Raw genomic sequence first — 21,242 nt, 5'->3', positions numbered from 1 at the left:
GACATAACTCTTGACACGACCACCTGATGCCTGTTAAGGCTTTCTAAGCCACCCTCCTTAGAACCGGGGGTGGAGAGGGAGGTGACCCCGCTATGCGAAAGGGCTTGCTTTCTCTGGCTGTCCTTTTTCTGGCCGCATGTGCTCCTCAGGTGACGACCAAGGTAGACTCGGGACTTTCACCGGATAATCCCTATGCCACCTATACGGGTCCTAGGGCAAAGGTCGTGGTTGCCTCGTTTTCGTGCAAAGCGGAGAAGTGTGGACCCGGTGTGGATTCTTCTCAGGTTGGTGCGGCTGTTTTGGGTAAGCTGTTTGGAATAGAGGTTTCAACGAGCCGAGGAGACGTGGGAGCTGGGATTTCTGATATGCTCACCACGGCGCTGATTAACACCAATCATTTTATCGTGTATGAACGGTCCGTCCTCGAGCAACTACAGAAAGAAGCAGGTATAGGCAACCAAGTTCAGCAACTTCAGGGCGCGGAAATCCTGATTACTGGAACCATCACCGCTTTTGAGCCCGATGCTAGTGGTACACGGGGTGGGGGTGGTGGACTCTTGGGGGGTTTATTAGGTGCGGTGGCGGGCGGCCAGAAGAAGGCCTATGTAGCCGTGGATTTCCGAGCGGTTGATGTTCGCACGGGGGCCGTGGTGGCCGCTTTCCGCGTGGAAGGGGAGGCTTCCGATACCGACTTTGGCGGCCTGCTCGGCGCCCTGGTACCCGGGGCTGCCCTGGGCGGGGCCCTAAGCCAGTATCAAAAGACCCCCATGGGTAAGGCCCTTGCGGTCATGGTGAGCAAAGCGGTGGAGGAGCTCATCCGGCGCATACCCCCCTCCTACTTTAAGTACGGTCCGGACGGCCAGCCCCTGCCCCAAAAGGGCTAGGAAGACCCATCTTCGCGGGGATGGCGGCCACCCTTGGCCGCCATCTCCCTTCTTGACAACGGGAACAGGCCGGAGCATCCTGTATACAGGATGCAGACGCTAGGCTTTCGCCGGCCCAACCAGGTGCGGGAGGCCGTGTACCGGCACCTCAAGGACCTTCTCCTCTCCGGGCGGTTCGCCCCTGGGGAAAGGCTTTCCGAGCCCCTCTTGGCCCAGGAGCTCGGGGTTTCCCGCACCCCCGTGCGGGAAGCCCTCATGCGCCTTGCCGAGGAGGGCTTGGTGGAGCTGGTGCCGGGCCGGGGGGCCAGGGTGCGGATCTTCAGCCCGGAGGAGGTGGAGGAGGTCTACGGGGTGCGGGCCCTTCTGGAAGGGGAGGCGGCACGGGAGGCAGCCCTTAGGGCCACCCCTTGGGAGCTTGCCGACCTCGAGGCCCGCCTTAAAGCCATTGACGAAGCTCCCCCTGAGGACTACCCCGAGCAGATGCGCCGGGACTTGGAGTTCCACCGGGCCTTGGTGCGGCTTTCCGGGAACAAGACCCTCTACCGCCTCTACGAGGACCTCCTTTCCAGCCTGGCCCTGGTCCGGAGCACCCTGCCCACCCTTTCCCAGGAGGAGGCCACCCGCAAGGAGCACCAGGCCATCCTCGAGGCCCTGAGGAGGCGGGACCCCGAAGGGGCTAAGAGGGCGGTGGAGGCCCACGTGTACCGGTTCCGCGACCTGGTGGTGGCCAGGCTTAGGAAAGGAGGGGTATGAACCTGGATTTGTTCTATCGGCAGGCGGTGCTTTCCGTGGCCGGGAACCCCAAGGTGGAGGCCCTCATCAAGACCCGGGCCAGGAGCCTGGTGCGGCGCTATGTGGCGGGGGAGACCTTGGAAGAAGCCCTCTTGGTAGCGGAAAGACTCGAGGCCCAGGGGGTCCACGCCATCTTGGACCTCCTGGGAGAAATGGTGAGAAGCGGGGAGGAGGCCCACGCTTTCCAGAAGGGGATCCTGGAGCTCATCCGGGCGGTGGCCGGGCGCCCCTGGCCCAAATACGTGTCCTTAAAGCTTACCCAGCTTGGGCTGGACCTCTCCGAGGCCCTGGCTTTAGAACTTCTTCGGGAAATCCTTAAGGAGGCGGAGCCCAAGGGGGTCTTCGTGCGGATAGACATGGAGGACTCTCCCCGGGTGGAGGCCACCCTGCGCATCTACAAGGCCTTGCGGGAGGAGGGCTTCAGCGGGGTGGGGGTGGTTTTGCAAAGCTACCTGTTCCGCACGGAAAAGGACTTCTGGGAACTACTCCCTTACCGGCCCAACCTGCGCCTGGTGAAGGGAGCCTACCGGGAGCCCAAGGAGGTGGCCTTCCAGGATAAGCGCCTCATCGACGCCGAGTTTTTGCACCTGGGGAAGCTAGCCCTGAAGGAAGGGCTTTACGTGGCCTTCGCCACCCACGATCCCAGGCTCATCGCTGAGGTAAAGCGGTACATCGGGGCCATGGGCATCCCCAAGGACCGCTTTGAGTTCCAGCTCCTCTACGGGGTGCGCCCCGAGGAACAAAGGCGCCTGGCGGAGGAGGGGTACACCGTGCGGGCCTACGTGCCCTACGGCACCCACTGGTACCCCTACCTAAGCCGGCGCATCGCCGAACGGCCCGAAAACCTGTTTTTAGTGTTGCGAAGCCTCTTGGGGGGCTAAAAGGAGGTGTGGCATGACGGTGGAACCTTTTCGCAACCAACCCATAGAGACCTTTCAGACGGAGGAGGCCAAGCGGGAGATGCGGGAGGCCTTAAGGCGGGTTAGGGCCGAGTTTGGCCGCCATTATGGCCTCTACATCGATGGGGCCTGGGTGGATACCCAGGAGAAGATCCAGTCCCTAAACCCCTCGGCCCCCAGCGAGGTGGTGGGGAGTACCGCCAAGGCGGGGGTGGCCGAGGCGGAGGCGGCCTTGGAGGCTGCCTGGCGGGCCTTTAAAACCTGGAAGGACTGGCCCCAGGAGGACCGGAGCCGCCTCCTCCTAAAGGCGGCGGCCCTCATGAAAAGAAGGCGGCGGGAGCTGGAGGCCACCTTGGTCTACGAGATCGGCAAGAACTGGCTCGAGGCCAGTGCCGAGGTGGCCGAGGCCATTGACTTTCTGGAGTACTATGCCCGCCAGGCCCTCAAGTACAAGTACCCTTCCGTGGAGGTGGTGCCCTACCCCGGGGAGGATAACGAAAGCTTTTACATACCCTTGGGGGCTGGGGTGGTCATCGCCCCCTGGAACTTTCCCATCGCCATCTTCACCGGCATGCTGGCTGGGCCCGTGGCGGTGGGGAACACCGTGGTGGCCAAGCCCGCGGAGGACACGGTGATCATCGCCGCCAAGGTCTTTGAGATCCTCCACGAGGCAGGCTTCCCCCCAGGGGTGGTGAACTTCCTGCCCGGCAAGGGAAGCGAGGTGGGGGCCTATCTGGTGGAGCATCCCAGGACCCGGTTCATCAACTTCACCGGGAGCCTCGAGGTGGGGCTTTGGATCCACGAAAGAGCCGCCAGGCTGGCCCAGGGCCAGCGCTGGATCAAGCGGGTATTCCTGGAGCTCGGTGGCAAGGACGCCATCATCGTGGATGAAACCGCCGATTTTGACGCGGCCACCGAGGGCATCCTCATCTCCGCCTACGGCTTCCAGGGGCAGAAGTGCTCGGCAGCAAGCCGGCTCATCGTCACGGAGAAGGCCTTTGAGCCCTTGATGGAAAGGGTTCTGAAGCGGGCCGAGCGCCTGGTGGTGGGCCCGGCCGAGGAGAACCCCGACCTGGGCCCTGTGGCCAGCAAGGCCCAGGAGAAAAAGATTCTTTCTTACATCGAGATCGGCAAGGGGGAAGGCCAGCTGGTCCTTGGGGGAGAGCGCCTGGAAGGGGAGGGCTACTTCATCGCTCCCACCATCTTCACCGAGGTGTCCCCCACGGCCAAAATCGCCCAGGAGGAGATCTTCGGCCCGGTGCTTTCCGTGATCCGGGTAAAGGACTTCGGGGAGGCCCTCGAGGTGGCCAACAACACGGTCTACGGCCTCACGGGTGGGGTTTACTCCCGCAAGCGGGAGCACCTGGAAAGGGCCAGGCGGGAGTTCCACGTGGGGAACCTCTACTTCAACCGCAAGATCACCGGGGCCCTAGTAGGGGTACAGCCCTTCGGCGGCTTCAACCTTTCCGGCACCGACACCAAGGCCGGGGGGCCTGATTACCTCCTGCACTTCCTGCAGATGAAGACGGTGGCCGAAAGGTTCTGAGGCTTCCTTGATGCCCGGCTCCCCCTGGACGCCAGGGGGGGCTTGGGCTATTCTGGGAACATGAGCCCGCTTCCCGCCCTTTGGTGGCCCGGTTAGGTCCCCGGGGGCGGATGGGCGTGTTTCCCCGGGGCTAGGCCCCGGGGTTTTTGTAAGGAGCGGCATGGAAACCATAAGGCCTTTTCGCAAAACCCTCTTGGCGGACCTGGAAACCCCGGTGACCGCTTACCTGAAGCTTTCGGAGAAGGCCCCGGTGAGCTTTCTTCTGGAGTCGGTGGAGCGGGGAAGGCAAAGCCGCTTTTCCATCATCGGGGTGGGGGCCCGGCGCACCTTCCGCCTGAAGGACGGGATTTTCACCGTAAACGGGGAAAGGGTGGAAACCCGGGATCCCCTGCGCACCCTTTATGAGGCGGTTCACGCTCCCATGGAGCGGCATCCCGACCTGCCCCCCTTCTTCGGGGGGGTGGTGGGGTACGCCGCCTACGACCTCATCCGCTACTACGAGCGCCTGCCCTCCCTCAAGCCCGACGACCTGGGCCTCCCCGACCTCCTCTTCGTGGAGCCTGAGGTGGTGGCGGTCTTTGACCACTTGAAAAACCTCCTGCACCTGGTGGCCCCGGGGCGGGGCCTCGAGGAGGCCGAAGCCCGCCTTCTTTGGGCCGAGAGAAAGCTTAAGGGTCCCTTGCCGGGGGTGCCGGGGGAGAGGCCGGGGGGGAGGGCCCGCTTTGAGCCCGACATGAGCCGGGAGGAGTACTTAAGGGCGGTGGAAAGGGCCTTGGAGTACATCCGCGCTGGGGACATCTTCCAGGTGGTCCTTTCCCTACGGCTTTCCTCCCCCCTTACCGTGCATCCTTTTGCCCTTTACCGGGCCCTTAGGAGCGTGAACCCAAGCCCCTACATGGGCTATCTGGACCTGGGGGAGGTGGTCTTGGTCTCGGCAAGCCCGGAAAGCCTCCTCCGCTCCGATGGCCGCAAGGTGGTCACCAGGCCCATCGCCGGCACCCGGCCCCGGGGAAAGGACGAGGAGGAGGACAGGAGGCTTGCGGAGGAGCTTCTAAAGGACGAGAAGGAAAGGGCCGAGCACGTGATGCTTCTGGACCTTTCCCGAAACGATATAGGTCGGGTTGCCGCCTTCGGCACGGTGCGGGTCCTGGAGCCCTTGCACGTGGAGTACTACTCCCACGTGATGCACCTAGTGTCCACGGTGGAAGGGATGTTGGCGGAGGGCAAGACCCCCTTGGATGCCTTGGCCAGCGTCCTCCCCATGGGCACGGTTTCGGGAGCCCCCAAGATCCGGGCCATGGAGATCATCGAGGAGCTGGAGCCCCACCGCCGGGGACCCTATGGGGGAAGCTTTGGGTATCTGGCCTACGACGGGGCCATGGACGTGGCCTTGACCCTGCGCACCTTCGTGATCGCCAAGGGTTGGATGCACGTGCAGGCGGGGGCGGGCATCGTGGCGGACTCGGTGCCGGAAAGGGAGTACGAGGAGTGCTGGAACAAGGCGAAGGCCCTTTTGAAGGCGGTGGAGATGGCGGAGGAGGGGCTATGAGGGTTTTGGTGATCGACAACTACGATAGCTTCACCTACAACCTGGTCCAGTACCTGGGGGAGCTTGGGGCAAGCCCCGTGGTTTGGCGGAACGACCGGTTCGCCCTCGAGGAGGTGGAGGCCCTGGACCCTGACCGCATCCTCATAAGCCCGGGTCCCTGCACCCCCTTGGAGGCTGGGCTTTCCCTGCCCTTGATCGGCCGCTACGCCCCCCGCTACCCCATCCTGGGGGTCTGCCTGGGGCACCAGGCCATCGGCATGGCCTTCGGAGGCAAGGTGGTGCCCGCCCCGGTGATCATGCACGGAAAGGTGAGCGAGATCCACCACGACGGCACCGGCATCTTCCGGGGTCTTCCCAACCCCTTCCCCGCCACCCGCTACCACTCCCTGGTGGTGGAGGAGGTGCCGGAAGACCTCTTGGTCAACGCCTGGGTGGAAGAGGCGGGAAAGAGAACGGTGATGGGCTTCCGCCACCGCCAGTACCCCACCCACGGGGTGCAGTTCCACCCGGAAAGCTACCTGACGGAAGCGGGTAAGATCATCCTTAAGAACTTTCTGGAGGACCCATGGAGGCAGTGAAGAAGGCGCTTTTGGGCGAGGTGCTCACCGAGGAGGAGGCCCACGGCCTCATGCAGGCCATGATGGCCGGGGAGCTTTCCCCCGTGCAGGTGGCGGGGGTGCTCACCGCCATGGCCCTGAGGGGGGAGACCCCCTCGGAGATCGCCGCCATGGCCCGGGCCATGCGGGAAGCGGCCCGGCGCATTCCCGTAAGCCGCAGGCCGCTTTTGGACATCGTGGGCACCGGGGGGGACCACAAGGGGCTTTTGAACCTCTCCACCCTGGGTGCCCTGGTGGCGGCGGCGGGAGGGGTGGCGGTGGCCAAGCACGGAAACCGGGCGGCCAGCTCAAGGGCGGGCTCGGCGGACCTCCTCGAGGCCCTGGGGGTCAACCTGGAGGCTTCCCCTGAGCGGGTGGGGGAGGCCATTGAGGCGCTGGGCTTTGGTTTCCTCTTCGCCCGGGTTTTCCACCCCGCCATGCGCCACGTGGCCCCCGTGAGGGCCGAGCTGGGTATTCGCACCGTGTTCAACCTCCTGGGCCCCCTCACCAACCCTGCGGGGGCCGACCGGTATGTCCTTGGGGTCTTCAGCCCCCGGTGGCTTGCCCCCATGGCCGAGGCCCTGGGGCACCTGGGGGCCAAGGGGCTGGTGGTCCACGGGGAGGGGGCGGACGAGCTCATCCTGGGGGAGAACCAGGTGGTGGAGGTGGGGAAGGGAGCCTACACCCTGGTCCCCGAGGAGGTGGGGCTGGAGGCTCACCCCCTCGAGGCCCTAAAGGGCGGCTCCCCAGTGGAGAACGCCGAGCTGGCCAAAAGGATCCTAAAGGGGGAGGAGAAAGGCCCTCACGCCCAAGGGGTGGCCCTAGCGGCGGGGGCGGGCTTCTACGCGGCGGGCAAGGTGGCCACCTTGCGGGAGGGGGTGCGCCTGGCCCAGGAGGTCCTGGCCTCCGGGGAGGCCTACGGGCTTTTGGAGCGGTACGTGGCCTTCCTAAGGGGGTAGGGTCCTGGAGGCAGGCTTGCGGAAGGGATCTGCCGGCCCCCTACCCTGGCTTTCGCCAGGGGGGGTGGGGTGGCCTTAGACCCAGCTCACCGCCCCGAAGGTGTCCTCCCGTCTCGGGCTTGTGGAAAAGAGGACCACCGGTACCCCGGTGTACTCCTCGATGAGCTCCAGGTAGCGCCTTAAGGATGGGGGAAGGTCCTCCCGGCTTCGCACCCCGGAAAGGTCCCCCCAGCCCTCGAGGTCCAGGTAGCGCACGGCCTCGGGGCTTGCCTCCCCGGGCCGGGCCCCATCCAGGTATTCCACCGCCACCTTGATCCTGTCCAACCCGGAGAGCACGTCCAGCTTGGTGATGGCCAGGCCGTCAAAGCCGTTCACCTCACAGGCGTACTTGAGGGCCACCAGGTCCAGCCAGCCCACCCGCCTGGGCCTGCCCGTGGTGGTGCCGTACTCCCCGCCCCTTTCCCTTAAGTAATGGGCCAAGTTCCCTTGGAGCTCCGTGGGGAAAGGACCCTCCCCCACCCGAGTGGCGTAGGCCTTGGCCACCCCGTACACCTTGGTGATGGCCTTGTGGTTTAGCCCTGTGCCCACCAGGATGCCTCCCACCGTGGGGTGGGAGCTGGTCACATAGGGGTAGGTGCCGTAGTTGAGGTCCAAAAGGGTGGCCTGGGCCCCCTCAAAGAGAAGCCGCTTGCCCCGCTTTAGGGCCTCCCGCAAGAGGCTTCCGGTGTCCGCCACAAAGGGGGCCAGGATCTCCCGCATCCGATAGAGGTCGGCCAGGGCCTTTTCCTCCGTGTCCCAGCCCGCTTCCCGGGTGGAGTTGGGTTTTTCCAAAAGGAGGCGGCGCACCCGTTCCCTCAACACCTCTTCCTTTAGGAGGTCCCCAGCCCGGATCCCCACCCTCCTGGCCCGGTCGGAGTAGGCGGGGCCGATGCCCCGACCGGTGGTACCCACGAAGTTATGGCGGCTTTCCACGTGCTTGTGGTGGGGAAGGACCAGGTGGGCCCGTTCCGAAACCAGCACCTGAGGGTTAAACCCCTCCTTCCTCAGGGCTTCAAGCTCCTCCTGGAAGCGGAAGGGATCTATGACCATCCCGTCCCCCAGGATGTTCACCGCATGGGGATGGATGACCCCCGAGGGTAGAAGGTTCAGCTTGAAAACCCGCCCCTCCGCCACCACCGTGTGGCCAGCGTTGGCCCCGCCTTGGTAGCGGATCACGTAATCGGCTTCCTGAGCGAGGGCATCCACCACCTTACCCTTGCCCTCGTCCCCCCACTGGGCTCCTATGATGGCGACTCCCGGCATCCCCTTAAAGCTTACGCCAAGCGGAAGGGATTGAAGTCCGTGTCCCGGTCGTAGACGTCAAGCCCTTCCACCCGCTTAAGGAAGCCCACCACCCCGTAGGTGATGGGGAGCATGAGGGCCTCCACCCCCACCTTGAACACGTAGTTGGAGAGGAAGACCGCCCAAAGCACCTCCGGAGGGAAAACCCCGTAGAAGGCCACCAGGAGGAAGATGCCCGTGTCCAGCCCCTGGCCCACCAGGGTGGAGGTGAGGGCCCTAAGCCAAAAGAAGCGCCCTTCCGTCTTCACCTTAAGCTTGGCCAGGACATAGGCGTTGGCGAACTCCCCCACGAAGTAGGCCAGGAGGCTTCCCAGGACGATCCTGGGGGTAAGGCCCAGAAGGAGGCCGAAGGCCTGAGCGAAGCGCTGGCTTTCCTCATCCTTGGGGGCGGGGAGGGCGGCTACCCCCTGGAAGGTGAGGGTGGCCAGGAGAAGGGCAAAAAAGCCGAGCCAGATCACCCGGCGGCTACGCCTATAGCCGTAGACCTCGGTGAGCACGTCCCCGAAGATGTAGGCCAAGGGGAAAAGCAGGGTACCGCCGTCAAAGGTAAGGGGCCCCAACACCACCAGCTTGGTGGAGGCCACGTTGGAAACCAAAAGCACGGCGGCGAAGAGAACGGCGATCAGGTCCAGGTACTTCATTCTTCCTCCGGGCGGATGGAAGTGATGAAGGGCAGGTTGCGGTCAAACTGGGCCCGGTCCAGGCCGTAGCCGTAGACGTAGGCGTCCTCGATCTCGAACCCCAGGTAGTGGATGGGCACCTCCACCTGGCGCCGGCTGGGCTTGGAGAGGAGGGCGGCCACCCGCACCGAGGCGGGTTTGCGGGCCTCGAGGTAATCCAGGAGGTAGGAGAGGGTGAGCCCGGTGTCCACGATGTCCTCCACCACGATGACATCCCGGCCGTGGATGGGCAGGCGGAGGTCCTTCAAAAGCTCCACCTCGCCGCTACTGCGGTAGGCGTTCCCGTAGGAGCTGATGGAGATGAAGTCCAGGGTCAGGGGCAAGGGGATAGCCCTGACCAAGTCGGCCATGAAGATGAAGGCCCCGTTCAACACGCAGATGAGGTGGGGGGTTTTTCCCTGGTAGTCCTGGGCGATCTGGGCTCCCAGCTCTTTTACCCGCTTCTCTATGGCCTCGGCCGGGATTTGCACGGGTCCGTTCCCCGCAGTGAACATGGCCCTTATTCTACCGGGGTTTCCCGTAAAAGGGCTTCCACCTCCCTTGGCGAAAGTTGCCGCCACTTCCCCGGGGGTAGGTGGCCCAGGTGGATGGGTCCCACCTGGAGCCTGATGAGCCTTTTCACCGGGTAGCCCACGGCCTTCAGCATCCTTCGCACTTCCCGCTTCCGGCCTTCCGCCAGGGTGAGGAGGGCACCCCCGGGAGCCGGCCGGCAGGCCAGGGCTCGGGCAGGGCCATCCTCGAGGTCCACTCCCTCTAAAAGCCGCTGACAAATGGCCAGGGGTAGGGTGCCCCTTTCGGTATAGACCCGGTAGACCTTCCTGACCCCGTAGCGGGGGTGGGTGAGGCGGAGGGTCAGGTGGCCGTCGTTGGTGAGGAGGAGGAGTCCCTCCGAGTCCCGGTCCAGGCGGCCTATGGGATGGAGGCCCGGGATATCGGGCAGAAGGTCAAAGACCGTCTTTTGGGCGTGGGGGTCATGGCGGGTGGTGGTGTAGCCCCTGGGCTTGTGGAGGGCCAGGACGATCCTTTCCCGGGGGGGTTCCACGGGTTTCCCGTCCACCTCCACCACGTCCCCCGGGTTCACCTTTTGCCCCAAGACGGCCACCCTTCCGTTCACCCGCACCCGGCCTTGGCGGATAAGCTCCTCCGCCTTCCTGCGGCTTCCCACGCCGGCGCGGGCCAGGAAGGCCTGTAGGCGCAGGGGTTTTTCCATGCTAGAACTGGGGTTTGCGCTTTTCCTTAAGCGCCCGTAGCCCTTCTTCCAATGCCTCTCCCTGGAACCCCAAAAACTCCAGGGCCAAGGACACCTCAAAGTGGGGCACGAAGCTGCGGAACCAGTTGTTCAGGGCGTGCTTGGTGAGGCTCAGGGCCTCCTTGGGGCCTTCAGCCAGGCGCGTGGCCACCTCGAGGGCCTTTTCGTACACCTTCTCATCCTCCACGGCCAGGGCCACCAGGCCCAGCCGCTCCGCTTCTTCCCCGGTGAGGGGTTCATTGAGGAGGAGGTGGTACTTGGCCTTGGCCATGCCCACCAGGAGGGGCCACAGGAGGACCGCATGGTCCCCGGCTGCCACCCCAAGCCTAAGGTGACCGTCCAGAAGCCTGGCCTTCTTGCCCACCACCACCACGTCGCTGGCCAGGGCCAAGGCCAGCCCTGCTCCCACCGCCACCCCCTCCACCGCGGCCACCACCGGCCTGGGGAAGTCCATGGGCCCGAGCACCAGCTCCCTCGCCTCCCAAAAGACCCGCATCAAGGCTTGGTGGGAGGAGCGCATCTCCTCGATGAGGGCGAAGGAACCCCCGGCGGAGAAGACCCCACCCTCGCCCCTCAAAAGAACGGCCTTGACTTCCTCGATTTCCCCTAAGTCCCGCCAGATGCGGGCCAGGTCCCGGTGGGCTTCGGGGCCCAAGGCGTTGAGTTTTCCCCCCCGCAGGGTGATCTCCAGCACCCCGGGCCGGGGCCAGGTGAAGGAAAGGCTGGGGTAACGGCCTTCTAGGTCCATGCCTTCATTCTTTCCCCTGGCGGGTGGTGATACAATCCCCTAGGCATGGCCCTCTATGCGGTGGACAAGCCCCTCCACCTCACCTCCCATGATGCGGTGGAGGAGGCGAGGCGCCTTCTTGGTACCCGCCGGGTGGGGCATACCGGAACCCTGGATCCCCTGGCCACGGGCCTTCTCCTTCTGGTTTCCGACGAGAGCACCAAGCTGGTTCCCTTCCTCTCGGGGGAGGACAAGGAGTACATCGCCTGGGTTTCCTTCGGGGCCACCACCCCCACCCTGGATGCGGAAGGGCCGGTGAGCGAGGAAGCGCCGGTGCGCTTTGACCGCAAGGACTTGGAAAGCGTTCTCCCTTCCTTTTTGAGGCTCAAGGAGCAGGTGCCTCCCCTCTACTCCGCCATCAAGGTGGGAGGAAAAAGGGCCTACGAGGCCGCTCGGGAGGGGAAGCCCTTGGAGCTTGGCCCGAGGCCGGTAAAGTACCTGGAGGTGGAACTCCTGGCCTTGGACCCCGAGCCCATACCCCATCCCATCGCTCCTTCGGCCAAGGGCTGGCGGCTTGCGGAAAAGGGGGGGCGCAAGGTGGAGCTTCCCAAGCCCTTGGGTCCCTACCCCACGGCGGTGATTCGCCTGGTGGTGGGCCCCGGCACCTATGTGCGGGCCTTTGCCCGGGACCTGGGGGAGAAGCTCAAGACCAAGGCTTTTCTTTCCGGGCTGGTGCGCACCCGCATCGGCAAGGTGGGGCTGGAGCGGGCGGTGAGGCTTTCCGAACTCTCCCCGGAAAAGGCCATCCCCGAGACCGATGTCCTGCCCTTTCCGGTGGTGGAGCTCTCCCACACCGAGGCCCGGCGGGTGCTGGAGGGGGTGCCCTTGCCCATCCCCGCCTTGGGCTATGTGGCCCTGGTGGACTCCCGAAGAAGGCTTCTGGCCATCGCTGAGGGGGATGGCTTCAAGCTCAAGATACGGCGTGTCTTTGTAAAGGAGGCGTAGTATGGTGATCGGCGTACCCAAGGAGATCAAGACCCTGGAAAACCGCGTGGCCATGACCCCGGGTGGGGTGGAAAGCCTGGTCAAGCGGGGGCATACCGTCTTGGTGGAGCGGGGGGCGGGTGTGGGCTCCGGCCTATCCGATGCCGAGTACGAGCGGGCGGGGGCCGAGCTGGTGAGCCGGGAAGAGGCCTGGGGGGCGGAGATGGTGGTGAAGGTGAAGGAGCCCCTCCCTGAGGAGTATCCCTTTTTGCGCCCCGGGCTTATCCTCTTTACCTATCTGCACCTGGCCGCTGACCGCCTTCTCACCGAGGCCATGCTGCAAAGCGGGGTCACGGGGATAGCCTACGAAACCGTGCAGCTTCCCGATGGCTCCCTGCCCCTCCTGGTGCCCATGAGCGAGGTGGCGGGGCGCATGGCCCCCCAGGTGGGGGCCCAGTTCCTGGAGAAGCCCCACGGGGGGCGGGGGGTGGCTTCTCGGGGGGGTTCCCGGGGTGGCCCCGGCCAGCGTGGTCATCCTGGGGGGTGGCACCGTGGGCACCAACGCCGCCAAGATCGCCTTGGGCATGGGGGCCCAGGTGACCATCCTGGACGTGAACCACAAGCGCCTCCAGTATCTGGACGATATCTTTGGGGGCCGGGTCATCACCCTCACCGCCACCGAGGCCAACATCAAGAAGAGCATCCAGCACGCCGACCTCCTCATCGGGGCGGTTTTGGTGCCGGGGGCCAAGGCCCCCAAGCTGGTCACCCGGGACATGCTCCCCCTCATGAAGGAGGGCTCGGTGATCGTGGATGTGGCCGTGGACCAGGGGGGATGTGTGGAGACCATCCGCCCCACCACCCACGCCGAGCCCACCTACGTGGTGGAGGGAGTGGTGCACTACGGGGTGGCCAACATGCCGGGGGCGGTGCCCAGGACCAGTACCTTTGCCCTCACCAACCAGACCCTCCCCTACGTGCTGAAGCTTTCGGAAAAGGGCCTGGAAGCCCTCTTTGAGGACGCCGCTCTCCTCAAAGGCTTGAACACCCATCGGGGCCTTCTCACCCATCCCGGGGTGGCGGAGGCCTTCGGCCTGCCCTATACTCCCCCGGAGGAGGCCCTAAGGAGGTAGGATGCAAGGACGGGTGACGGTAACCGAGGGGGCTTTAGCCTCCCTTCTGGCCCTGGCGGCCCATGAGGTGCCGGGGGTGGTGGGGATGGCCCCGGCGGGGCTTAAGGACCAGGTGGTGCGCATCCTGGGGCGGCAGGAGGCCAGCGAGGGGGTGGTGGTGCGCCAGGACCCCGCCAACCCGGGTAAGTACACGGCGGACTTCTACGTGGTGGTGGCGGTGGGCACCCGCATCCCCACGGTGGTGGAGTCCCTGGCGGAGCGGGTGGCCTTTGCTGCCAAGAAGCTGGCCGGGGTGGAGCTTTCCCAGGTGCGGGTGCACGTGGTGGGGGTGGGGCGTGGGTAGCCTAAGGCCGGAGGAAGTGGCCGAGGCCTTCCGCTATGCCACGGACTGGTTTTCCGTGTTCGTGGAGGAGATCAACGCCCTCAACGTCTACCCCGTCCCCGATGGGGATACGGGCACCAACATGCACCTCACCCTCCAGTCCGCCCGGCGGGAGCTGGATCTGGCCGACACCTCCAAGATGCCCGAGGTGGCCCGGGCCATCGCCTACGGGAGCCTTTTGGGAGCCCGGGGGAACAGCGGGGTGATCCTTTCCCAGATCCTGAAGGGGTTTAGCGAGGTCCTCCGCAAGAAGGAGGTGCTGGATGCTCCCACCCTGGCTGAGGCCCTACGCCTGGGGGCGGAAACCGGCTATAGGGCGGTGATGAAGCCGGTGGAGGGCACCATCCTCACCGTGGCCCGGGCGGCTGGGGAAGGGGCCAAGGGGGAGACCCTCGAGGAAACCCTGGAAAATGCCCTTGGTGCAGCCCAAAGGGCCCTGGAGAAGACCCCGGACCTCCTTCCCGTGCTGAAGCAGGCGGGGGTGGTGGACGCTGGGGGTGCGGGGTACGTGCGCTTTTTGGAAGGCATCCGGGGATACCTCCTTAGGCTCCCCCTGCCCGAGCCCCCCAAGGTGGAGCGGTACGCCCAGACCGCCTTCGCCACCGAGGAGTTCGGCTACTGCACGGAGTTCCTCATGGAGGGGGTGGAGGTGCCCATTGAGCGGATCCGGGAGGCGGTGGCGCCTTTCGGGGATTCCCTCTTGGTGGTGGGGGCCGAGGGGTATGTGAAGGGGCACATCCACACCGACGACCCCGATGGCCTCCTGGCCACCGTGGCCCGCTTCGGCCGCATGGTGCGCACCAAGGTGGAGGACATGACCGAGCAGCACACGGAAATCCTGGCCATGGCGGGGGCCGGGGAGGAAGCCCCACCCCCCACGGGCCTGGTGGCGGTGGCCCTGGGGCACGGGCCCACCCGGGCTTTCCGCAGCCTGGGGGCCCGGGTGGTGGCGGGGGGACAGACGCAAAACCCCAGCGTGGAGGACCTGCTTTCCGCCATCAGGAGCGTGGCCAGCCCCAAGGTGATCCTCCTGCCCAACAACCCCAACGTCTTCCTGGCGGCGGAAAGGGCGGCGGAGCTCGCTAAGGAGCTAGGCAAAGAGGTGTATGTGCTCAAGACCCGCACCCTGGGCCAGGGCCTGGCGGCGGCCGTGCGCTACTTTCCCGAGGTGGAAGCGGAGGAGCTTCTTCCGGAGATGGAGGAAGCCATGAAGGGGGCGGTGACCCTCGAGGTCACCTGGGCCAGCCGGGACGCCGAGGTGGATGGGGTCAAGGTCCTGAAGGATAAGCCCATCGGGCTTCTGGATGGCAGGCTGGTCCTCATGGGGGAAACCCCCGAGGAGGTGCTGGAGGGCCTTATCCGCCTGGCCGGGGAAGGTAAGGAGATCCTCACCCTTTTCCTGGGTCCCAACACCCCCAAGGAAAAGGCCGAGGAAGTGGCCAGGAAGTTCCCGGGGCTCGTGGTGGAGATCCTTCCCGGCGGGCCCGAGCTCTACGCCTACCTGGGGGTTTTGGAGTAGCCTAAAGAAAGCTTAAGCTCCTTCCCCCTTTCCCTAGGTATCCTTAAGGAGAAGGGGGATTTATGTGGTGGGATAGGCCAGGAATAGCCAGGGGTTTTCTTGCCGGCCTTGTGGCCTTGGTGCTTACGGCCTGTAACCTGCAAGGCGCTCCACCGGTGAGCGGGGACCTGCCCGTAGGAGGGGATGTCATTGCCCAACTTCCCCCTGCCCAGGAAAGCGGTGGGGAGCTCCGCCCCGGGGTGAGGGTGTACCGTATCGTTCTTCCTCAGGATGGGGCGGTGCGGGTAAGTGCGGTTTCCGCCGATCTCCAACTAAGGGCCCGGCTTCGCCTGGTGCTTTTGGACCAACAGGGGGTGGTGCAGGCGGTGAGCGTGGCCCGGAACTGGTTTGCCGCCAGGCAGGAGCTTGCGCCCCTTTCCTTACGGCCCCAGATCACCACCGACCTCGGGTACCGCCTGAACTTTAAGGGCCAGGAAGGCCAGGTCTTTTACCTAAGGGTGGAAAACTACGCCTTAAGCGAGGACCAGGTGACCCTGTACGCCGACGCCTTTACCCCCAACCCTGCAGGAAACGGGGAAGCCTTCACCACCGGGACCAAGCAGGGGGCCATAGAGTTCGTGGGCGAGTTTGACCGCTATGACGTGGCCTCGGCCACGGGGTACCTGCGCCTTACCTACTCCGGTCCCTTGGACCTGGTGGCCCGCCTCTACCTTTCCCCCGCAGACCCCAACCCCCTGACCTTGGATCCCGTGATGAATTGCGCCCAGATCAGCCCAGCCACCCTTCTCGTGGTGCGTGACCGGGGTCTGGCCCGGGCCGGGTTTGACGAGGAGAATAGCGGGCGGTACAGCCTGGAGATCTCCTCTAACCCCTGTCCCTAAGCCCTTGAGGGATAACTGAGGGAGGACTAAAGGGAGCTAAGCATTTTCTCATGCTTCTTCTTGCCAGAGCGCCCCTTAGAGTGGGGAAATCTGAGTTTTTGTAAACGTTCTAATAGGCTTGGGGGGTAGCCAGGATGAGGCTACCCCCTCATCCTTCTCAGGAAGCTCCAGGATTGACCCGCATACTCAAGGGCGCTATGCGGGGTTTGCTGATCTTGCTCTTCTCTGCCCTGGCCGTTGCCGGGGCCTGGGCCCAGATGGCGGGCCAGAAGACCATGGTCCTCGAGGCCACCGCCTACACCTCCAGCGTGCGGGAGACCGACTCCACCCCCTTCATCACCGCCACCGGCATGCGTACCCGCCTGGGGGTCCTGGCGGTGAGCCCGGACCTCCTCAAGGTACTGCCCTACGGCACCAAGGTGCGCCTTAAGGACCTGGGTTCCGTGTACGGCCGGGGCCGCGGGCAGTTTGACTACCTTTTCCGGGACCGCATCTTCGTGGTGGCCGACGTGATGCACCCTAGAATGCGGAAAAAGGTGGACGTCTGGCTTCCCGACCGGGCCACTGCCTTGCGCTTTGGCCGGAGGCTTGTGGAGCTCCAGGTGGTGGAGTACCCTAAGCGCTGAAGCCCGTATCCTAAAGGCGTGCGCTTTGCCCTCTTCCTAGCCCTGGCCCACCTTCGGCGTAGACGCCTGCAGACGGGGCTGGCCCTTTTGGGGGTGGGGGTGGGGGTGGCGGTCCTCCTCACCGCCCTTTCCCTCACCAATGGCTTTGTAAGCGGCCTGGTGCGGGCCACCTTGAAGGCCTATCCCCATTTGGTCCTCTTCAGCCTGAGCGAGGAGCTTCCCCCCTTTCCCACACGGGAACACCCGGAGGTGGAAGCCTACGCTCCCTTCGCCGCCACCAAGACCCTTTTAACCCGCCCGGCGGAGGGTGCCCGGGGTCCGGGGGTGGATTTTGCCACCCTGGTGGGCCTGGGCCAGGGTGGGGAAGCCCTTTATCCGGAGCTGGGCTTAAGGCTGGAACCCGGGGGCATCTACCTGGGCTCGGCCCTGCAACAATCCCTGGGAGCCTTCGTGGGGGACAGGCTCTACGCCATGTCCGCCACCCAGGAGCGGGTGGAGCTTAAGGTCTTGGGCACCTTTCGCACGGGCAACTACCTCCTGGACTCCGCCTATGCCTTCGTGGATCTGAAAACGGTGGAGCGGCTTTCCGGCATACGGGCCCAGGGGTACCAGGTGCGCCTTAAGGACCCCTGGCGGGCCAAGGAGATAGGGGTGGCCCTTGCCGGCACCCGTTTTTTCCCCCAGGCCTGGCAGGACACCCAGCGCACCCTCTTGGAGCAGCTTTCCCTGCAGAAGCGGGTCCTGGGCATCCTGATCTTCCTGATTGTGGCGGTGGCCGCCCTGGGGGTGGCCAACCTTCTGGTGCTCAAGGTGGTGGAGAAGACCCCCGAAATCGCCCTCCTTCGGGCCATGGGCGCCTCGAGGCTCACCGTGGGCTTGGTCTTTGCCCTCGAGGGGGTCTTTTTGGGCGCGGGAGGCGTTCTTTTAGGAAACCTCCTTGGCTATCTCCTTTCCCTTTACCTCTCCTTGCGCCCGCTGGACCTTCCCGGGGAGCTTTACTTCCTCACCCACCTGCCCGTGGAGATGCGCCTTTCCGACTTCCTTCTGGTGAGCGGCGCAAGCCTGGTCGCCACCTTCCTTTCCGCCCTTTTGCCCCTCTTCCGGGCCCTAAGGGTCCAGCCCGGGGTGGTGCTCAGGTAGTTGCCAAAAAGAGCCTCCTGCCCTAGACTCTTTAGGGCGGGCCGGTGTAGCTCAGCGGTAGAGCAACCGCCTCGTAAGCGGTAGGCCGCCGGTTCGAATCCGGCCACCGGCTCCAGGCCAAGCCCATCCCTTTAAGCCCCGCCGGCTGGCGGGGTTTTCCTTTGCCTCGCTTGCCAAAATGTCTCTTGCCCTGTACACTAGACAAGTTGAGGGCCCTCAGGGCCAGCCCCCTGGTCCTGAGGGTGCTGCCCTGTGTGGGCGAACGTCGGGGGAAGGTGCTTCCCCCGGGTGGATCTTGAGAACACGGGGGCAAGTCCAAGAAGAAGGGAGTGGTGGCACTGCCGACGATCAACCAGCTGGTCAGAAAGGGCCGCGAGAAGGTCCAGAAGAAGAGCAAGGTTCCGGCCTTGAAGGGCTCGCCCTTCCGCCGGGGGGTGTGCACCGTGGTGCGCACCGTAACCCCCAAGAAGCCCAACTCCGCCTTGCGTAAGGTGGCCAAGGTGCGCCTTACCTCCGGGTACGAGGTGACCGCCTACATTCCCGGCGAGGGGCACAACCTGCAGGAGCACTCCGTGGTCCTCATCCGGGGTGGCCGTGTGAAGGACCTGCCGGGTGTGCGCTACCACATCGTGCGCGGGGTCTACGACACCCAGGGCGTGAAGGACCGCAAGAAGAGCCGCTCCAAGTACGGAACCAAGAAGCCTAAGGAGACCAAGGGCGCGGCTCCGGCCAAGAAGAAGTAGGTGAGCTATGGCACGGAGAAGAAGAGCAGAGGTACGCCAACTCCAGCCCGACCTGGTCTACGGGGATGTGGTGGTGTCGGCCTTCATCAACAAGATCATGCGGGATGGCAAGAAGAACCTGGCCGCCCGCATCTTCTACGATGCCTGCCGCATCATCCAGGAGAAGACCGGGCAGGAGCCTTTGAAGGTCTTTAAGCAGGCGGTGGAGAACGTGAAGCCCCGGATGGAGGTGCGTTCCCGCCGCGTGGGTGGGGCCAACTACCAGGTGCCCATGGAGGTCTCCCCCAGGAGGCAGCAGTCCTTGGCCCTGCGCTGGCTGGTCCAGGCGGCCAACGCCCGTTCCGAGCGGGGGGCTGCCGTGCGCATCGCCCATGAACTCATGGATGCGGCCGAGGGCAAGGGCGGAGCGGTCAAGAAGAAGGAGGACGTGGAGCGCATGGCCGAGGCCAACCGCGCCTACGCCCACTACCGGTGGTAAGCCATGGCGGTTAAGGTAGAGTACGACCTAAAGAGGCTCCGCAACATCGGCATCGCCGCCCATATCGATGCCGGTAAGACCACCACCACGGAGCGCATCCTTTACTACACCGGCAAGATCCACAAGATCGGTGAGGTGCACGAGGGTGCGGCCACCATGGACTTCATGGAGCAGGAAAGGGAGCGGGGCATCACCATCACCGCTGCCGTGACCACCTGCTTCTGGAAGGACCACCGCATCAACATCATCGATACCCCGGGCCACGTGGACTTCACCATCGAGGTGGAGCGCTCCATGCGGGTTTTGGATGGGGCCATCGTGGTCTTCGACTCCAGCCAGGGGGTGGAGCCCCAGTCGGAAACCGTCTGGCGCCAGGCAGAGAAGTACAAGGTTCCCCGCATCGCCTTCGCCAACAAGATGGACAAGACGGGGGCCGACCTCTGGCTGGTGATCCGCACCATGCAGGAGCGCCTGGGGGCGAGGCCCGTGGTCATGCAGCTCCCCATCGGCCGTGAGGATACCTTCTCCGGGATCATCGACGTCCTAAGGATGAAGGCCTATACCTACGGCAACGACCTGGGCACGGATATCCGCGAGGTTCCCATCCCCGAGGAGTACCTGGCCCAGGCCCGGGAGTACCACGAGAAGCTCATCGAGGTGGCCGCCGACTTCGATGAGAACGTGATGCTCAAGTACCTCGAGGGCGAGGAGCCCACCGAGGAGGAGCTGGTGGCGGCCATCCGCAAGGGCACCATCGACATCCAGATTACCCCCGTGTTCCTGGGATCCGCTTTGAAGAACAAAGGGGTCCAGCTTCTCCTGGATGCGGTGGTGGATTACCTGCCCTCCCCCTTGGACATCCCCCCCATCAAGGGCACCACGCCCGAGGGGAACGAGGTGGAGATCTACCCCGACCCCGACGGCCCCCTGGCGGCCTTGGCCTTCAAGATCATGGCTGACCCCTACGTGGGCCGCCTCACCTTCATCCGGGTCTACTCCGGCACCCTCACCTCCGGTTCCTACGTGTACAACACCACCAAGGGCCGTAAGGAGCGGGTGGCCCGGCTTCTCAGGATGCACGCCAACCACCGGGAGGAGGTGGAGGAGCTCCGGGCGGGTGACCTGGGGGCGGTGGTGGGCCTTAAGGAAACCATCACCGGGGACACCCTGGTGGGCGAGGATGCCCCGCGCATCGTCCTGGAGTCCATTGAGGTGCCCGAGCCCGTCATCGACGTGGCCATCGAGCCCAAGACCAAGGCGGACCAGGACAAGCTTTCCCAGGCCCTGGCCCGTCTGGCGGAGGAGGACCCCACTTTCCGGGTTTCCACCCACCCCGAAACCGGCCAGACCATCATCAGCGGGATGGGGGAGCTCCACCTGGAGATCATCGTGGACCGCCTGAAGCGGGAGTTCAAGGTGGACGCCCACGTGGGCAAGCCCCAGGTGGCCTACCGCGAGACCATCACCCGCCCGGTGGATGTGGAGGGCAAGTTCATCCGCCAGACGGGTGGCCGCGGCCAGTACGGCCACGTGAAGATCAAGGCCGAACCCTTGCCGCGGGGCTCGGGCTTTGAGTTCGTCAACGCCATCGTGGGCGGGGTGATCCCTAAGGAGTACATCCCTGCGGTGCAGAAGGGCATCGAGGAGGCCATGCAGTCGGGCCCCCTGATCGGCTTTCCCGTGGTGGACGTGAAGGTGACCCTCTACGACGGCTCCTACCACGAGGTGGACTCCAGCGAGATGGCCTTCAAGATCGCGGGCTCCATGGCCATCAAGGAGGCGGTGCAGAAGGGGGATCCCGTGATCCTCGAGCCCATCATGCGGGTGGAGGTCACCACCCCCGAGGAGTACATGGGCGACGTCATCGGCGACCTGAACTCCCGCCGGGGCCAGATCCTGGGCATGGAGCCCAGGGGGAACGCCCAGGTGATCCGGGCCTACGTGCCCCTGGCGGAGATGTTCGGCTACGCCACCGACCTGCGCTCCAAGACGCAGGGCCGGGGCTCCTTCGTCATGTTCTTCGACCACTACCAGGAAGTCCCCAAGCAGGTGCAGGAGAAGCTCATCAAGGGTCAGTAGGAATGCCTGGGGGTGGGCCTTCGGGCCTGCCCCGCATACGGAAAGGAGAGCGAAG

At 64.9% G+C, this 21,242-nt stretch carries 21 protein-coding genes, 1 tRNA gene and 1 pseudogene; 18 read left to right on the top strand and 5 right to left on the bottom strand.

Going from position 1 to position 21,242, the window contains the following annotated elements; genetic code table 11:
• Positions 1-92: 92 nt before the first annotated feature.
• From TNMX_RS00720 to trpD, 7 genes are all read left to right on the top strand, one after another.
• On the top strand, positions 93-884 hold the full coding sequence (locus tag TNMX_RS00720; RefSeq protein WP_028494490.1) for a CsgG/HfaB family protein: 792 nt from the start codon (positions 93-95) through the stop codon (positions 882-884).
• Between the two features lie 90 nt (positions 885-974).
• Entirely contained in the window at positions 975-1,637 is a 663-nt protein-coding gene (locus TNMX_RS00715; protein ID WP_038028404.1) for a GntR family transcriptional regulator, read from the top strand.
• Positions 1,634-2,557, top strand: a complete 924-nt coding sequence (locus TNMX_RS00710; RefSeq protein ID WP_038028398.1) for a proline dehydrogenase — start codon at positions 1,634-1,636, stop codon at positions 2,555-2,557. The genes TNMX_RS00715 and TNMX_RS00710 overlap by 4 nt, the downstream gene beginning before the upstream one ends.
• A 13-nt stretch (positions 2,558-2,570) precedes the next feature.
• Positions 2,571-4,121: an L-glutamate gamma-semialdehyde dehydrogenase gene (pruA, locus tag TNMX_RS00705; protein WP_038028396.1), complete on the top strand. Its 1,551-nt coding sequence runs from the start codon at positions 2,571-2,573 to the stop codon at positions 4,119-4,121.
• Between the two features lie 160 nt (positions 4,122-4,281).
• Positions 4,282-5,670: an anthranilate synthase component I gene (trpE, locus tag TNMX_RS00700; protein WP_038028394.1), complete on the top strand. Its 1,389-nt coding sequence runs from the start codon at positions 4,282-4,284 to the stop codon at positions 5,668-5,670.
• Entirely contained in the window at positions 5,667-6,248 is a 582-nt protein-coding gene (locus tag TNMX_RS00695; protein WP_038028392.1) for an aminodeoxychorismate/anthranilate synthase component II, read from the top strand. The genes trpE and TNMX_RS00695 overlap by 4 nt, the downstream gene beginning before the upstream one ends.
• A complete protein-coding gene (gene trpD / locus TNMX_RS00690; RefSeq protein ID WP_038028390.1) occupies positions 6,236-7,225 on the top strand; it encodes an anthranilate phosphoribosyltransferase in 990 nt (329 codons plus the stop codon). The genes TNMX_RS00695 and trpD overlap by 13 nt, the downstream gene beginning before the upstream one ends.
• A gap of 75 nt (positions 7,226-7,300) precedes the next feature.
• On the opposite strand, the gene TNMX_RS00685 is transcribed toward trpD, so the two are convergent.
• The 5 genes from TNMX_RS00685 to TNMX_RS00665 are packed head-to-tail and all read right to left on the bottom strand — an operon-like array spanning position 7,301 to position 11,243.
• Positions 7,301-8,527 (bottom strand): adenylosuccinate synthase, encoded by a 1,227-nt coding sequence (locus tag TNMX_RS00685; protein ID WP_015718124.1) that lies wholly within the window; start codon positions 8,525-8,527, stop codon positions 7,301-7,303.
• Between the two features lie 11 nt (positions 8,528-8,538).
• Positions 8,539-9,207, bottom strand: coding sequence for a queuosine precursor transporter (locus TNMX_RS00680; protein WP_015718123.1), 669 nt, complete (start codon positions 9,205-9,207; stop codon positions 8,539-8,541).
• Complete coding sequence (hpt, locus tag TNMX_RS00675; protein WP_015718122.1) at positions 9,204-9,740, bottom strand: hypoxanthine phosphoribosyltransferase; 537 nt, start codon at positions 9,738-9,740, stop codon at positions 9,204-9,206. The genes TNMX_RS00680 and hpt overlap by 4 nt, the downstream gene beginning before the upstream one ends.
• 5 nt (positions 9,741-9,745) lie before the next feature.
• Positions 9,746-10,456, bottom strand: a complete 711-nt coding sequence (locus tag TNMX_RS00670) for a pseudouridine synthase (RefSeq protein WP_038028388.1) — start codon at positions 10,454-10,456, stop codon at positions 9,746-9,748.
• A 1-nt stretch (position 10,457) separates the two neighbouring features.
• Positions 10,458-11,243 carry an enoyl-CoA hydratase/isomerase family protein gene (locus tag TNMX_RS00665; protein WP_038028386.1) on the bottom strand — a complete coding sequence of 262 codons (786 nt, stop codon included), beginning with the start codon at positions 11,241-11,243 and terminating at the stop codon, positions 10,458-10,460.
• A 45-nt stretch (positions 11,244-11,288) separates the two neighbouring features.
• Between TNMX_RS00665 and truB the strand changes: the two genes are divergently transcribed.
• The 11 genes and pseudogenes from truB to fusA all read left to right on the top strand — a co-directional run bounded on the left by truB (position 11,289) and on the right by fusA (position 21,187).
• Positions 11,289-12,227, top strand: coding sequence for a tRNA pseudouridine(55) synthase TruB (truB, locus tag TNMX_RS00660; protein ID WP_038028385.1), 939 nt, complete (start codon positions 11,289-11,291; stop codon positions 12,225-12,227).
• 1 nt (position 12,228) lies between these two features.
• Positions 12,229-13,339, top strand: a pseudogene (gene ald / locus TNMX_RS00655) (alanine dehydrogenase).
• Position 13,340: 1 nt separating this feature from the next.
• Positions 13,341-13,682, top strand: coding sequence for an Asp23/Gls24 family envelope stress response protein (locus tag TNMX_RS00650; RefSeq protein WP_015718117.1), 342 nt, complete (start codon positions 13,341-13,343; stop codon positions 13,680-13,682).
• A complete protein-coding gene (locus TNMX_RS00645; protein WP_038028383.1) occupies positions 13,675-15,240 on the top strand; it encodes a DAK2 domain-containing protein in 1,566 nt (521 codons plus the stop codon). The genes TNMX_RS00650 and TNMX_RS00645 overlap by 8 nt, the downstream gene beginning before the upstream one ends.
• A gap of 62 nt (positions 15,241-15,302) precedes the next feature.
• Entirely contained in the window at positions 15,303-16,121 is an 819-nt protein-coding gene (locus tag TNMX_RS00640; RefSeq protein WP_019550741.1) for a hypothetical protein, read from the top strand.
• A gap of 197 nt (positions 16,122-16,318) precedes the next feature.
• Positions 16,319-16,747: a 3D domain-containing protein gene (locus tag TNMX_RS00635; protein WP_038028381.1), complete on the top strand. Its 429-nt coding sequence runs from the start codon at positions 16,319-16,321 to the stop codon at positions 16,745-16,747.
• A gap of 18 nt (positions 16,748-16,765) precedes the next feature.
• A complete protein-coding gene (locus tag TNMX_RS00630; protein ID WP_038028379.1) occupies positions 16,766-17,887 on the top strand; it encodes an FtsX-like permease family protein in 1,122 nt (373 codons plus the stop codon).
• A 40-nt stretch (positions 17,888-17,927) separates the two neighbouring features.
• Positions 17,928-18,002, top strand: a tRNA-Thr gene (locus tag TNMX_RS00625).
• Between the two features lie 223 nt (positions 18,003-18,225).
• A complete protein-coding gene (rpsL, locus tag TNMX_RS00620; RefSeq protein WP_038059159.1) occupies positions 18,226-18,630 on the top strand; it encodes a 30S ribosomal protein S12 in 405 nt (134 codons plus the stop codon).
• A 7-nt stretch (positions 18,631-18,637) separates the two neighbouring features.
• Positions 18,638-19,108, top strand: a complete 471-nt coding sequence (gene rpsG / locus TNMX_RS00615; RefSeq protein ID WP_015718111.1) for a 30S ribosomal protein S7 — start codon at positions 18,638-18,640, stop codon at positions 19,106-19,108.
• Positions 19,109-19,111: 3 nt separating this feature from the next.
• Positions 19,112-21,187 carry an elongation factor G gene (fusA, locus tag TNMX_RS00610; RefSeq protein ID WP_038028376.1) on the top strand — a complete coding sequence of 692 codons (2,076 nt, stop codon included), beginning with the start codon at positions 19,112-19,114 and terminating at the stop codon, positions 21,185-21,187.
• The last annotated feature ends 55 nt before the right edge of the window (positions 21,188-21,242 follow it).

This window comes from Thermus sp. NMX2.A1 (assembly GCF_000511705.1).
Lineage (GTDB): Bacteria > Deinococcota > Deinococci > Deinococcales > Thermaceae > Thermus > Thermus scotoductus.
Note: the sequence above shows the minus strand (reverse complement) of the source record. Positions and strands in the feature narration are given on the sequence as shown.